The sequence below is a fragment of the Bacillus sp. 16GRE42 genome (assembly GCF_019837435.1).
In the GTDB taxonomy this organism is placed as follows: Bacteria; Bacillota; Bacilli; order Bacillales; family Bacillaceae_G; genus Bacillus_A; species Bacillus_A wiedmannii.
Genome location: NZ_JADAXF010000001.1, coordinates 1,984,656 through 1,998,278 on the forward strand (window position 1 = coordinate 1,984,656; position 13,623 = coordinate 1,998,278).

At 37.4% G+C, this 13,623-nt stretch carries 14 protein-coding genes; 4 read left to right on the forward strand and 10 right to left on the reverse strand.

The window, feature by feature from the left end; translation table 11 throughout:
• Positions 1-24: 24 nt before the first annotated feature.
• The 7 genes from trxA to ILS93_RS10340 form a co-directional block, all read right to left on the reverse strand.
• Positions 25-339, reverse strand: coding sequence for a thioredoxin (gene trxA / locus ILS93_RS10310; RefSeq protein ID WP_064474655.1), 315 nt, complete (start codon positions 337-339; stop codon positions 25-27).
• A 210-nt stretch (positions 340-549) separates the two neighbouring features.
• Positions 550-1,527 (reverse strand): electron transfer flavoprotein subunit alpha, encoded by a 978-nt coding sequence (etfA, locus tag ILS93_RS10315; protein ID WP_222660398.1) that lies wholly within the window; start codon positions 1,525-1,527, stop codon positions 550-552.
• A gap of 36 nt (positions 1,528-1,563) precedes the next feature.
• Positions 1,564-2,337 (reverse strand): electron transfer flavoprotein subunit beta, encoded by a 774-nt coding sequence (etfB, locus tag ILS93_RS10320; RefSeq protein WP_064474654.1) that lies wholly within the window; start codon positions 2,335-2,337, stop codon positions 1,564-1,566.
• Positions 2,338-2,414: 77 nt separating this feature from the next.
• On the reverse strand, positions 2,415-3,191 hold the full coding sequence (locus ILS93_RS10325; protein ID WP_088048045.1) for an enoyl-CoA hydratase: 777 nt from the start codon (positions 3,189-3,191) through the stop codon (positions 2,415-2,417).
• 11 nt (positions 3,192-3,202) lie between these two features.
• Positions 3,203-3,790, reverse strand: a complete 588-nt coding sequence (locus tag ILS93_RS10330) for a fatty acid metabolism transcriptional regulator FadR (RefSeq protein WP_000742213.1) — start codon at positions 3,788-3,790, stop codon at positions 3,203-3,205.
• Between the two features lie 106 nt (positions 3,791-3,896).
• The gene (locus ILS93_RS10335; RefSeq protein WP_142315393.1) at positions 3,897-5,582 is read right to left on the reverse strand and encodes a long-chain-fatty-acid--CoA ligase; all 1,686 of its coding nucleotides are present in this window, start codon (positions 5,580-5,582) and stop codon (positions 3,897-3,899) included.
• Between the two features lie 188 nt (positions 5,583-5,770).
• Positions 5,771-6,655: a BclA C-terminal domain-containing protein gene (locus tag ILS93_RS10340; RefSeq protein ID WP_222660400.1), complete on the reverse strand. Its 885-nt coding sequence runs from the start codon at positions 6,653-6,655 to the stop codon at positions 5,771-5,773.
• 448 nt (positions 6,656-7,103) lie between these two features.
• Here ILS93_RS10340 and ILS93_RS10345 point away from each other — a divergent pair, with 448 nt between their 5' ends.
• From ILS93_RS10345 to ILS93_RS10360, 4 genes are all read left to right on the forward strand, one after another.
• On the forward strand, positions 7,104-8,078 hold the full coding sequence (locus ILS93_RS10345; RefSeq protein WP_064474650.1) for an ABC transporter substrate-binding protein: 975 nt from the start codon (positions 7,104-7,106) through the stop codon (positions 8,076-8,078).
• A gap of 7 nt (positions 8,079-8,085) precedes the next feature.
• A complete protein-coding gene (gene fhuB, locus ILS93_RS10350; protein ID WP_064474649.1) occupies positions 8,086-10,122 on the forward strand; it encodes a Fe(3+)-hydroxamate ABC transporter permease FhuB in 2,037 nt (678 codons plus the stop codon).
• 113 nt (positions 10,123-10,235) lie between these two features.
• The gene (locus tag ILS93_RS10355; protein WP_222660402.1) at positions 10,236-10,739 is read left to right on the forward strand and encodes a DinB family protein; all 504 of its coding nucleotides are present in this window, start codon (positions 10,236-10,238) and stop codon (positions 10,737-10,739) included.
• A gap of 134 nt (positions 10,740-10,873) precedes the next feature.
• Positions 10,874-11,206 carry a YfjL-like protein gene (locus ILS93_RS10360; RefSeq protein WP_088048042.1) on the forward strand — a complete coding sequence of 111 codons (333 nt, stop codon included), beginning with the start codon at positions 10,874-10,876 and terminating at the stop codon, positions 11,204-11,206.
• A gap of 62 nt (positions 11,207-11,268) precedes the next feature.
• Here the strand turns inward: ILS93_RS10360 and ILS93_RS10365 are convergent, their stop codons facing one another.
• From ILS93_RS10365 to ILS93_RS10375, 3 genes are read right to left on the reverse strand one after another with little or no spacing between them, the layout of a single operon-like run.
• Positions 11,269-11,964 carry an ABC transporter permease gene (locus ILS93_RS10365; RefSeq protein ID WP_064474646.1) on the reverse strand — a complete coding sequence of 232 codons (696 nt, stop codon included), beginning with the start codon at positions 11,962-11,964 and terminating at the stop codon, positions 11,269-11,271.
• A gap of 24 nt (positions 11,965-11,988) precedes the next feature.
• Positions 11,989-12,861, reverse strand: coding sequence for a DUF4097 family beta strand repeat-containing protein (locus ILS93_RS10370; RefSeq protein ID WP_222660404.1), 873 nt, complete (start codon positions 12,859-12,861; stop codon positions 11,989-11,991).
• Positions 12,862-12,895: 34 nt separating this feature from the next.
• Positions 12,896-13,600, reverse strand: coding sequence for an ABC transporter permease (locus tag ILS93_RS10375; protein WP_222660406.1), 705 nt, complete (start codon positions 13,598-13,600; stop codon positions 12,896-12,898).
• Positions 13,601-13,623: the final 23 nt, after the last annotated feature.

Consider the following 13,623-nt stretch of genomic DNA (forward strand, 5'->3'; position numbering starts at 1 on the left):
GCTACCAAATGGTAGCCCTTTATTTTAGAAGTGTTTAGAAACTAATTCTACTAACGCTTCTTTCGGTTTGTAACCTAACGCTTGATCAACTACTTTACCGTCTTTTAATACGAAAAGAGCTGGAATGCTCATTACTTCGAATTGACGAGCAGTTTCTTGGTTTTCATCCACGTCTACTTTTACTACTCTTACTTTTTCGCCTAGTTCTGCATCAATTTCCTCTAATACAGGAGCGATCATTTTACAAGGTCCACACCAAGGTGCCCAGAAATCTAATAATACAACACCTTCGCTAGTTTCAGCTGCGAAGCTTTGGTCATTTGCATTTACAATTGCCATTTTATTTCCTCCTTCAAGTATATTCTACCAAGAGTATATCATTAACTTATATACGTGGCGAATAATATGTATCGTTATGTATTGTAACAAAAAAGTGTTCCTTTATACTATATAAAAATACGGATTAAATACTAAAAAGATGAGAGACAGGGGATCTCTCACCTTTTCTATATATAGGGGTACTTCACTTGGAACTCAAGGGTACTCAAATCATGAATGTACTTTTAACTTTTTAAACTCTTCTGTTAAAAGAGGTAAGACTTCAAATAGATCGCCAACAATACCATAGTCAGCTACTTTGAAGATACTTGCTTCTGGGTCTTTATTAATCGCAACGATTATTTTTGAGTTAGACATACCAGCTAAATGCTGAATCGCACCAGAAATACCGCATGCAATGTATAAGTCTGGCGTAACAACTTTACCAGTTTGACCAATTTGTAATGAGTAATCGCAATACTCAGCGTCACAAGCACCACGAGATGCTCCAACAGCACCGCCCAATACGTCAGCTAACTCTTTTAATGGCTTGAATCCTTCTTCACTCTTCACACCGCGTCCACCAGCGATAATAACTTTCGCTTCAGAAAGGTCAACACCTTCTGCCGTCTTACGGACGACATCTTGAATAATTGTACGTAAATCTTTCACATCTACTGTAATAGAAGACACGTCACCACTGCGAGACTCATCTTTTTCAAGCGTCGCAATGTTATTTGGACGCACTGTCGCAAATAAGATACCGTCTGTTACAATCTTCTTCTCAAACGCTTTACCAGAGTAAATTGGACGAGTAAAGATAACATTTCCACCTTCAACATCTAAAGCAGTTACGTCAGAAACTAGACCAGCTTCAAGCTTCGCTGCTAATTTTGGTGATAAATCCTTACCAAGTGCTGTATGTCCAAATACAATACCTTCTGGCTTTTCTTCAGCATATACAGCTGAAAATGCTTGTGCATACCCATCAGATGTATATGATTTTAATTTATCATTTTCAACTGTCACAACGCGATCTGCACCGTAATGAATCAATTCATTTGCAAAAGAGGCAACGCTGTCTCCAACTAGAAGACCTACTACTTCACCGCCTTCTGCAATTGTTTTTGCTGCTGCTACCGCTTCAAACGTAACGTTACGTAGCGATCCATCACGAACTTCACCCATTACTAATACTTTACGAGCCATAGATTTTCCCTCCTGCATATATAATTTCGTATTTTATTAGATTACTTTCGCTTCTGTATGGAGCAACGATACAAGTTCTTTTACTTGATCTTGCAGCTCGCCTTGTAACACTTTTCCTGCATCTTTCTTAGGAGGCAAATAGATTTCAATTGTTTTTGTCTTTGCTTCCACATCATCTTCTTCTAAATCTAAATCATCTAATTCTACTTCTTCTAGTGGCTTTTTCTTCGCTTTCATAATACCTGGAAGCGATGGATAACGAGGTTCATTTAAACCTTGTTGTGCTGTTACTAAAACTGGTAATGAAGTTTCAATCACTTCCGTATCACCTTCAACATCACGCTCAATCTTCACGTTTGTACCGTCAATTTCAAGTTTTGTAATTGTCGTTACGTACGGAATATTTAACGCTTCTGCTACGCGTGGACCAACTTGTCCAGATGCACCATCAATTGCAACGTTCCCGCCTAAAATTAAATCTGCATTTTTATCTTTTAAATATTCAGCAAGTACTTTTGCTGTCGTGAACTGGTCACCATTTTCCACATCATCTTCAATATTAATTAATACAGCTTTATCGCAGCCCATCGCTAATGCCGTACGAAGTTCTTTCTCACTATCTTCGCCACCGACTGTTACAACAGTAACTTCGCCACCTTGTGCGTCTCTTACTTGAATTGCTTCTTCAATCGCATATTCGTCGTAAGGGTTGATGATGAATTCCGCTTCGCCATCGTAAATTGCACCGTTTTTAATTACGATTTTTTCTTCTGTATCAAATGTTCGTTTCATGAGTACGTAGATGTTCATTCCATTTACCCCCTTGTTTTTCAGAAAGATTCTATCAATTTTAATTTTCTGTTAATTTATATTAAAAAATAATTGAACTACCTGCCACTAAATGAAGGCTTACGTTTTTCTAAAAACGCTGCTACACCTTCTCTTCCATCTTCACCCGTAAATACTTCACCAAAGATTTGAGCTTCGCGTTGTACACCTTCATAATAATGAGACGATTTCGTCGTTTGCAATAACTCTAGTACAGCACGAGTCGTCGCTGGGCTTTTTCCAGCAATCTGTTTTGCAACTTTAAGCGTATCATCTAAAAATGTTTCTTCAGCAAAAACTCCGTTAACAAGTCCCCATTTTAATGCTTCTGCACCTGTAATCGGTGTACTTGTTAACATCATTTCACAAGCTTTCGCTTTCCCAACATAACGTGGTAATCGCTGTGTACCTGCAAATCCAGGAATTAATCCAAGTGTTAATTCAGGTAAACCAAGTTTTGCACTTTCAGTTGTAAAGCGCATGTGGCAAGACATAGCAAACTCAAGGCCGCCGCCAAGTGCCGCTCCATGAATTGCCGCGATAACTGGTTTTGAACATTTTTCAACACGTTCAAACGTAACTTGTCCAAGCTGCGCTAATTCTGTCGCTTGCTTCGCTTCAGTAACAGATGTAAATTCTTTAATATCTGCTCCCGCCGAGAAGAAGCGCCCTTCACCATGAATAACAACAACACGAATGTTATCATCCTTCTCCACTTGATCAATTAATTCAGTAACGTCATGCATAACTTGTGAAGACATCGCGTTTGCCGGCGCATGATTTAACGTCGCCACCGCGATATGATCTTCAACTCTTACAGATAGGAATTTCAACATGATCCCTCCCATTATTGACGATAACCACAAGCTGCAATAAGTAGCCCATGTACCGTTTTTGAAAGTGCGACCAGATCATACTTATGATCGCTCATTACCCAATTGGTCACAACTTCATCTACTGTTCCAAAGATCATTTGTCTTGCCACGCGAACATTTAAATCCGCTTGGAATTCACCTTGCTTTATACCTGTCTCTAAAATCTCATCCATAACTTGTAAGTAGCCTTTTAATACTTCATTTATTTTAAGGCGTAAGTCTTGATTGGACTGTCTTAGCTCTAATTGCGTAACGATAGCAAGAGGATCATTTTGTGATAACAGCAAGAAGTGCGTTTCTACCAACATGAATAACTTCGATACAGCGCTTTCAATTCCTGCTGTTTTTTGACGAATTGTTTCGACAAAATCTCCCATCTTCTCTTGAAATAAGGATATTAATATATCTTCTTTATTTTTAAAATATAAATAAATCGTGCCATCAGCTACCCCAGCTTGCTTTGCTATTTTAGAAACTTGCGCTTGGTGGTACCCATTCTCCGCAATCACAATGACTGCCGCATCAATAATTTGATTGTATTTCGGTCTATTTTTCTTCACTTTACTGTCCCCTTCAAGAAGATGACTGAATGAATAGTCATTCATATTCTTATAATACTGACTATTTAGAAAAGTGTCAATCCTATTTTTTCAAAAAGAAAGGGCCTTAGCCCGTTTGCTCATCCTCATTTTTTCTTTTCTCTTCATCTATTAGGACACGGCGTAAAATTTTTCCAACTGTCGTTTTCGGCAGTTCATCTCTAAACTCATATACTTTCGGCACTTTATAAGCCGCTAAATATTTACGCGCAAACTGGTTTAATTCTTCCTCAGAACACTCCGCACCTTCTTTTAACACAACAAATGCTTTAACTGTCTCTCCCCGGTACGGATCGGGAACTCCAATCGTCACCACTTCTTGCACTTTTTCATGCTCATATAATACTTCTTCTACTTCACGAGGATACACATTAAATCCACTCGCAACAATCATATCTTTCTTACGATCTTTCACATAGAAAAATCCATCTTCATCCATGTAACCAACATCCCCTGTATGAAGCCATCCGTCTTGTAATACAGCTGCTGTTTCTTCTGGCTTATTCCAATACCCTTTCATAATTTGAGGACCCTTTACAACAATTTCACCAATTTCACCCGGAGGTAAAGCCTCTCCAGTTTCAAGTGACATAATGTTTGCCTCTGTATCTGGCCACGGCACACCAATACTTCCTGGCACACGTTTTTCCCACAAAAAATTCCCATGTGTAACTGGCGACGACTCCGTTAATCCATAACCTTCTACCAATTTTCCACCTGTAACTCTCTCAAACTCTTCCTGTACTTCTACAGGAAGCGGGGCAGATCCACTAATACAAGCTTGAATAGAAGAAATATCATATTCTTTTAAGAGGGGACTATTTAATAGAGCAATATAAATGGTCGGTGCCCCTGGAAATAGTGTGACTTTATGTTTTTTTATCGCTTCAAAAACCATTTTCATATCAAACTTCGGAATCAGCACCATTTTATATCCTTGCATAATACTTAAATTCATTACAGCTGTCATCCCATATACATGAAAGAACGGAAGGACACCAAGAATTACTTCTTCTCCTTCTTTACAATTATATAGCCAATGAGCTCCCATTAAAGTGTTCGAAACAAGGTTTTTATGCGTCAACATAACGCCTTTCGGAAATCCAGTTGTTCCTCCTGTGTACTGTAAAAGGGCTAGATCATTTTCAGGATCACAAGGAACTTCAACATTAACATTACTTTCTCGTTCTACTGATTTCCATAGATGAATCGTTTCGCTTTCCGACACATTCACAACAAGATTTGCCTGCTTTTTTTGTACAAATGGATAAACTAAATTTTTAGGGAAGGGTAAAAAGTCCGCAATCCGAGTTACGATAATATGTTCAATTTTTGTAGCAGATTGAACATTCGTTACTCTTGGAAACACTAAATCGAGACAAAGAATTACTTTTGCTCCCGAGTCATGAAGCTGGTATTCTAATTCTCTTTCTGTATATAGTGGATTTGTTTGTACTACGATACCTCCCGCAAGTAATGTACCATAATAACCAATTACAGATTGCGGACAGTTCGGCAACATAATAGCAACTCGATCACCCTTTTCCACACCGAGCTTTTGAAGATAATTTGCAAACCTCTTCACCTTATCGTGGAAGTCTGAAAATGTAATATCCTTCCCCAAAAAGTGAAGCGCTTTCTTTTCTGGATAACGGGAAGCCACCTGTTCCACATATCCATGAAGCGGCTGAATATCATAAGAAATCGTACTTGGAATTTCTTCTGGATAACTTTTCAACCATGGTTTTTCCACCTTCATTCCCCCTTCAAATACATAAAAATAAATGAATGTTCATTCATGATGGTTGTTTTCATTATATTATAGTCGCCATAACGTTACAATCATAATATTCTGACTTTTATATAACTATGCTTCACTCCATTAACTTCTTATTATATGTATAAACTCTCCTAATCTTAAAAGAATAAGAGAGTTATTATTTAGCTTAATCTTATTATCGTTAACACAGCTCCTGGTGTAGTTGTTGATAACGTTGCAACAGCTAACAAACCAAATAGTTGCAAACTAATGGCACTTCCAGCCGCAAGAGTCGTAATAATTGTTGCACTAAATGATGTAGTTGCTAACGCAGGAGAATTGATCGTTCCAGCAAGAGGTGCTCCATTAATTGTAATCCGCGAACTGACTAATAATGAAGCCGTTATATTAATCGTATATGAAATATAATAATTCCCAGCATTTGCAGCCGTAAATACTGTATTCCCCCCAGAAACAGTAATACCTGGACCAATATTTTGATTATTCGGAAGCGGGACATTCGTTCCACCAAGAAGTACCGATATCGCTGTTCCCGATGTATTATTTGCAAAAGCGTATGTTGCCGTTATACTGGTGCCAGTTGCCCCCGTTTCTCCTGTTGCTCCTGTTGGACCCGTTATTCCCGTCGGACCCGTTGAACCTGTTATTCCCGTCGCTCCTGTTGGACCTGTTGCCCCTGTTGCCCCTGTTATTCCTGTTGCTCCCGTCGGACCCGTTGAACCTGTTGCCCCTGTTATTCCTGTTGCTCCTGTCGGACCCGTCGCTCCTGTTGGACCTGTTACTCCTGTTATTCCCGTCGCTCCCGTTGGACCTGTGTCACCTGTTGGGCCCGTTGCTCCTGTGTCACCTGTTGGACCCGTTGCTCCCGTTGGGCCTGTGTCACCTGTTGGGCCCGTTGCTCCTGTTATTCCTGTTGCTCCCGTCGGACCTGTTGGGCCAAGCTTAGGAACTGTTCCATCACAACTAAAACAGCATGAATCAACATGTACACCATTTTGATTATTACATCCACAATATCCATTTATATTATTGCCCCATGAAGACATGTTGATCACTTCCTTTACATTCGATCTTTTAAGTACAATCACCGAATTAGAAAACACCTATCTAAATAACAAAGAAATACTTTACCTAGTAGATACACACAGATTTATTCCATACATTCTAGTAATTATTACATGCGATTCGCTCTCCTTTTGCTTGTACTTTCGCCCCATCTCCACAGATTATTAACCATACACATTACACTTTCGTACACAGCCAAGTCCCCATTTAAACTCCCCCATATTCACCAATTTTTTTAGTAAAGAGGCTTATTCTTCATAAATAGCGACTATAGTATATAAAAATCCGTATAATTTGTCGTTTTTCGTCAAAATTTTAAAAAAATATTGACACTTAAAATATCCTCATAGTATGATTTGGGTGTTGTAATTGATAACCATTTTCACTTATGGCGCTAATTACAAAAAACACTTAATTTGGGGGCAGAAGATGAAGAAAATTCTCAGTATTTTCATAGTAGTTCTTCTATTCGCTGTTGGATGCGGACAGCAAAAAGAGGAGAAAAAAGAAACAAAGACAGACGATAAAAAGCAAGCTATAACAATTAAGCACGCTGAAGGGGAAACAAAGTTAGATAAACCAGCGAAAAAAGTTGTTGTACTTGAGTGGGTATATTCAGAAGACTTATTAGCACTTGGTGTTCAGCCAGTAGGGATGGCAGACATTAAGAATTATAATAAATGGGTAAATACAGCAACAAAACCAGGTAAAGATGTTGTAGACGTAGGGACACGTCAACAACCAAACTTAGAAGAAATTAGCCGTCTAAAACCAGATTTAATTATCACAGCTTCATTCCGTAGTAAAGCTATTAAAAACGAATTAGAGCAAATTGCACCAACAGTTATGTTTGATCCATCAACAAGTAATAACGATCACTTTGCTGAAATGACAGAAACATTTAAACAAATCGCAAAAGCAGTTGGAAAAGAAGAAGAAGGTAAAAAAGTATTAGCTGATATGGATAAAGTATTCGCTGATGCAAAAGTAAAAATTGAAAAAGCAGACTTAAAAGATAAAAACATCGCAATGGTACAAGCATTTACAGCTAAAAACGTACCAACATTCCGTATATTGACTGACAATTCTACAGCTTTACAAGTTACAAAAAAATTAGGTTTAACAAACACTTTTGAAGCTGGGAAATCAGAGGCAGATGGTTTCAAACAAACAACTGTAGAATCATTACAAAGTGTACAAGATTCAAACTTCATTTACATTGTGGCGGATGATGATAACATTTTTGACACGCAACTAAAAGGGAATCCTGCTTGGGAAGGGTTAAATTTCAAAAAAGAAGACAAAATGTATAAATTAAAAGGCGACACTTGGATTTTCGGTGGTCCTGAATCTGCAAAATCTTTAGCAATACAAGTAGCAGATGTAATGACAGCGAAGAAGTGATTCAGCGATGAATAGCTTCCAACATACACTTCGAGCAAGTCTTGTATTCGGAGGAGGAGCAGCTCTCTTGCTCCTCCTTTTCTTTATTCATATCGGACAAGGTCAAGCAAACATTTCCTATAGTATGATTATTGATGCTCTTATCTCACCGAACCAATCACTAGAGCATCAAACTTTAATTATGCTTCGATTACCTAGGGCCGTAATTGCCATTTTAGCTGGAGGTGCTCTTGCTGCATCTGGGGTCATTTTACAAACATTAACGAAAAATCCACTTGCTGAATCCAGTACAATGGGTATTCACTCTGGCGCATATTTCTTTCTAGTAGCGGCTACAATTTTCTTACCAAAAGGTCTGCAAATTAATTCACTTCTTTTCACATTTATCGGCGGTGCTATTACTGCTTTATTTGTATACCGTATTTCTGGTGGAAAAAAGGGAACCCCACTTAGAATGGCACTAGCTGGTATGGTCGTTACATTAATGCTTTCTGCCTTTACCGGAACGATGCAGCTTTTCTATGAAAATGAAACAGCTGGTTTATTTTTATGGGGAGCTGGATCTCTTATTCAAAATAACTGGGATGGCGTTCAATTTGCTTTTCCATTTATCATTATTTCTTTCCTAGTTTTACTATTTATGTCTCGTAAACTCAACATTCTCTTACTTGGTGATGATGTCGCTGTTTCTCTTGGTGAAAAAACAGCAGTAACACGTCTTATCGCCTTCATTGCTGCGATCTTTTTAACAGCAGTAATTGTAACTGTTGTTGGACCAATTGGATTTGTCGGCTTAGTTGCACCACATTTAATGCGTCTTATTGGCTACCGTCAACACTTTACTCTCCTTCTCTCTTCTTTCTTATGGGGAGCTGTACTATTACTTGGAGCTGATGTCGTTGGTAGACTAATAGATCCAACTGGGGCTGAACTTCCTGTCGGAGCAGTCACGGCAATGATTGGATCACCTTGGCTTATTTATTTAGTGTATCGAATGATGAAATCGAAACAATATATGAATGATAACGGAGCGAATGCAGCTGGAGCTAGTTCTCGCTATTACTCTTATAAAAAGGTAATCATTATCTCTATCACACTTTGCATTGTGACAATTGCTCTTGGTGTTACAATCGGTAGTAACGCTTATATCGAAAGTATTACAAATGTTATATCAGGACAATTAACACAATTTGATAAAAATATGATGATGAACCTTCGTTTACCAAGAATGCTCGTTGCTGCTATTGCTGGCGCATGCCTTGCAATAAGTGGGCTTGTTTTCCAAGGTATATTACGAAACCCACTCGCCGATCCTTCTATTATTGGTATTTCATCGGGAGCTGGTGTTGGTGCTTTAACTATTATGTATGTCTTTCCCGCACTTCCTGGTTTCTTCCTACCAATTGGTGCATTTATCGGCGGACTACTTGCAGTTGGAATTGTCCTCTTCTTCTCGTGGAAATCAGGATTTAGCCCAACAGCCCTTGCTTTAATAGGAATTGGTATTTCAGCTCTCGGTTCAGCGATTATTCAAATCTTTATCGTTAGAGCAAATTTGAACGTTGCTGCTGCTTTAACATGGCTATCAGGTAGCACGTATGCAAGAGGATGGAATCACTTAGAAAATATCATTCTATATCCATCGCTAATTCTTGTATTCATTATCTTTTTCTTAATAAAACAACTTGATGTTCTCGTACTTGGAGACGATTTAGCAACGGGACTCGGGCAACCAGTAAATAAAACGCGCCTTGCCCTCATTGTGTTAGCAACACTACTTGCATCTGTAAATATCGCAGCTGTCGGTACGATTGCCTTTCTAGGTCTTGTTGCGCCACACTTAGCACGAATCGTCGTTGGTATGAATCATCAAAGATTATTCGTTTGCTCCGCACTATTTGGAGCAATCCTTCTTTCCATTGCTGATTTACTCGGACGAACAATTGCATACCCGAAAGAAATCCCTTCTGGTCTTGTCGTTGCTGTACTTGGAGCACCTTATTTCTTATGGTTGATGAGGAAAAATGGGAAGAAGGTTGGTTAAAAAAAGAGGCTTCTTAATATGAGAAGCCTCTTTTTTATTTGTTCTGATAGGTTAAAAGGAAACTATCTTTTTTTCACGAATGTAACCTATGAACATAACTAGGAGGGATAAATATGTACCAAACTATTGAAGGCTTTCTACAATCATGGACATACGAGGCTGAGTCTACTCAAAAGATGCTCGATGCATTAACAGATGAATCTTTGTCACAAGAAATTGCACCTGAGCACTGGACATTAGGCAGAGTTGCTTGGCATATCGTGACGGCAATTCCTGTTATACTATCTGGCACAGGGCTTAAGTTTGAAGGAGAAACGAAAGATTATCCTATTCCACCTTCTGCAACAACAATTGCTGATCAATATCGTAAAGTGAATGCAGCTTTTGTTGAAACGCTTCAAAGTGAATGGACTGATAAAGACTTAGCTACTATTAATGACTTCTTTGGTCGCCCTATGCCGAATTCTATATTTTTAATGACACTCATTAATCATCAAAATCACCACCGCGGGCAGCTGACTGTTTTAATGCGTCAAGCTGGCTTAAAAGTCCCTGGCGTATATGGTCCTGCAAAAGAAGAATGGGCTGCTACTGGAATGGAAGCTCCCCAAATGTAACGACAGAAAAAGACAAGGTGTTTATGCACCTTGTCTTTTTCTGTAACTTGTTTCATGTGAAACTATTTTCTACTAAATGGTATTTTATGAGAAAATACGTTAAGATAAATTCATATTAATTGGAGGGAACTAAATTGAATACAAAAAACAAAAAAATAACAATAAGAACTCTCTTACTAACTTCGATCATTGGAGTTATCGGTGTATCTCTTTATTTCACAAGTTATGGTACCCCTTGGGGAAAACAAACAGCTATTACGGAATCAAAAGAATATATTACAAAATACTTTGATCTAGATGCGGAAGTCAAAAATACTTCTTACGATGCTAAAATGAATAGCTATGCAATCTCCTTTGAGACAAGTAGAGACGGAGAGTTTACTATCGAATATAAAAGCCCTAATAACTTTAACATTTCTTCAGGAGTTCAAGAATATTTGAGCAAACACTCCAAATTTACAGAGTAGTAACGAAGCATACATATACAAAAAAAAGTTGGTGTAACGCCAACTCTTTTTTCTTATTCTTGTCATACAGTTACATCTTCCCTCTCTATATTTTTAATTCCGTAATATGCAATCGCAACTCCAATTGCTGCCAACGCTAGCTGAAGGGGAAGAAAAGTTGCTGTAGAAAACATTGGGGTGTTATTAATTGCAATTGATACAACGATAAGAGATGAAACAATTGTAGTTGGCACTGAACGTTTACGCATTCCGAAATATAGAGGGATTAAACTTATTCCAGCAGTGGAAATGGCTAAAGGAACAAGGTTTATCCCTTCTTGCGTCAATTGATCTACTGTGAATGAATTAGGAAGAATTGAAAAATAGTTATCTATCCCAAAGAAAACTCCTACTACTAAAATGTTAGATAAAATAACTGTTATAAATGTTACTATCGCTGTAATAGCCAACTTACTAGCCATCATTTTCTTTCGGTTAATTGGATAAGAAAACATGAGTAGTATTGTTTTAGTTTTATATTCACTAATTATTAACCTTGCGATTAACACACTACCAAAAATAATAAATGTTGCCCTTACTACTGTACTGGCCATCAACAAAATTGTCTGTGGATCCCTCATTTCCGGATCACCTTCTACTTGAGCAACGATGCTCGTAAAGATCATTAATGCCAGTATAGCGATATTTGCAATAATCGCTCCCCTCACATACCATCCAAGCTTAAACTTTTTCAATTCTAGCTTCATAAGACGTAGCATAATAGTCCTCCTTTCATTTACATTTTAATCGATATAAATCGCTCCTGTTTTACTTAAAATCTTCACTTCGTTTTTTGCATCACCAATGGTTCCCGCTTTTATTTTTTCTGTATTTTTATCTTTCTTAAGTCCATTTACATTCACCATTACGTCAGACGAATTACTTTTAGCCGTAAGTTTCAAAGAAGTCGGAACACCTTTATACCGTACGCCGATATCTCCTGATTTTGTTTCTACAAATAATGATTTTCCTTCTTTCATATCTTTCAGTAATACTTCCCCAGATGTTGAAGTGATGTTTATATTTGAGTTACTTACACTTGTTATATAGTTATCACCAGTCGTAGACTTTATATTTAATTCTGGTACTGAACTATCTTTTACAGCTAACTCTCCACTTTGCGATATGAATTCACCTTTCTCGGCTGATAGTCCTACAACCATTTCATCTCCAGACTCACTTTCTGTCACGATATTTTTCACTTCTATATCGCTTATTTTCACATCACCCGATTTATTATTTAATACAATTTTATCTATTTCTTTCTTCGGAATAGCTATACATATACTATTTTTCTTCCGAAACGTAAAACCATTAAAGAATCTGGTCACCTTTTGTTTTTGCTTAACTATAACTTTATTCCCTGCTTGTTCTATTTCGATGGGGTCTATCTCTTTATCTACTCGTTTACCTTGGGCGGAAATTACTATTTTGTTAGCGTCTGTACTTTTAAATTCAATATCCCAGTTTTCATTGTCCACTTCTATTTCTTTTATATGATTTATCTCAAAAGACTTTTCTTTCTTAAAATCTTTCCTCTGAAATGTCTTAAAACCAAAAATCACACTAGCAATTGTCAGAAATAAAATTGCAATTACTATTATTTTTTTCAACATTCATACCCCAGTTCGTTGTTGTTTTAACCTTGCTTCACGCCACATCGATCTTGTCGATTTTACGATATGATAGATAACTGATGAAAATTCCTAATAAACAGAACACTATTGGGATAGCTATAAAATCAAACATACTTACTTGACCGTTTCCATAACCAACGTTACTGTTCATCATCATCCCAATTATTACTGCAGAAGTAATTGTTGTCGGTGTTGATTTCTTTCTCATCCCAAAAAATAAAGGAATTAAACTTATACCAGATATCATAAATGCATTTATAAAGGTAGCTGGAACGGTAGCTATTATTTCCCCCATTGTAACAGGCGTTTCAAGTAGTCCCATTATTGGATTCATACAGAATATGAGCAAACTAATAATGAATGTTGCGATTATCGTGCTCACAAAGCAAAAACTAAAAACAATTGCTAATTTCGCTCTCATTAGCATTTTCCTTTGCAGTGGGTACATAAATAGTAGCTGTATTGTTTTGTTCTTGTATTCATCAATCACTAAACGTGATAAAATAACCGATGCAAAAATAATAAATGTAATTCTAATAAAAATATTTGCTAAAGACATGTATTCCATATAGCTAGAGAACATCAAACCATCCTCTACTTTAGTTCCCCATACCATAAGACTTACCGCAGCAAAAATTGCTATAATACAAATCGCTACTCCTTTAAAATAACTAGATAATTTATGTTTTTTCCATTCGAGCTTCATTAATTTAAACATATAAACCACGCCTCCATTCTTTA

Excerpts from the sequence above, each read along its gene's own strand:
- ILS93_RS10365 (WP_064474646.1), bottom strand. The coding sequence starts at position 11,964 with ATGCTACGTCTTATGAAGCTAGAATTGAAAAAGTTTAAGCTTGGATGG.
- ILS93_RS10370 (WP_222660404.1), bottom strand. The coding sequence starts at position 12,861 with ATGTTGAAAAAAATAATAGTAATTGCAATTTTATTTCTGACAATTGCT.
- ILS93_RS10355 (WP_222660402.1), top strand. The coding sequence starts at position 10,236 with ATGTACCAAACTATTGAAGGCTTTCTACAATCATGGACATACGAGGCT.
- ILS93_RS10375 (WP_222660406.1), bottom strand. The coding sequence starts at position 13,600 with ATGTTTAAATTAATGAAGCTCGAATGGAAAAAACATAAATTATCTAGT.
- ILS93_RS10340 (WP_222660400.1), bottom strand. The coding sequence starts at position 6,655 with ATGTCTTCATGGGGCAATAATATAAATGGATATTGTGGATGTAATAAT.
- fhuB (WP_064474649.1), top strand. The coding sequence starts at position 8,086 with ATGAATAGCTTCCAACATACACTTCGAGCAAGTCTTGTATTCGGAGGA.
- ILS93_RS10345 (WP_064474650.1), top strand. The coding sequence starts at position 7,104 with ATGAAGAAAATTCTCAGTATTTTCATAGTAGTTCTTCTATTCGCTGTT.
- trxA (WP_064474655.1), bottom strand. The coding sequence starts at position 339 with ATGGCAATTGTAAATGCAAATGACCAAAGCTTCGCAGCTGAAACTAGC.
- etfA (WP_222660398.1), bottom strand. The coding sequence starts at position 1,527 with ATGGCTCGTAAAGTATTAGTAATGGGTGAAGTTCGTGATGGATCGCTA.
- ILS93_RS10325 (WP_088048045.1), bottom strand. The coding sequence starts at position 3,191 with ATGTTGAAATTCCTATCTGTAAGAGTTGAAGATCATATCGCGGTGGCG.
- etfB (WP_064474654.1), bottom strand. The coding sequence starts at position 2,337 with ATGAACATCTACGTACTCATGAAACGAACATTTGATACAGAAGAAAAA.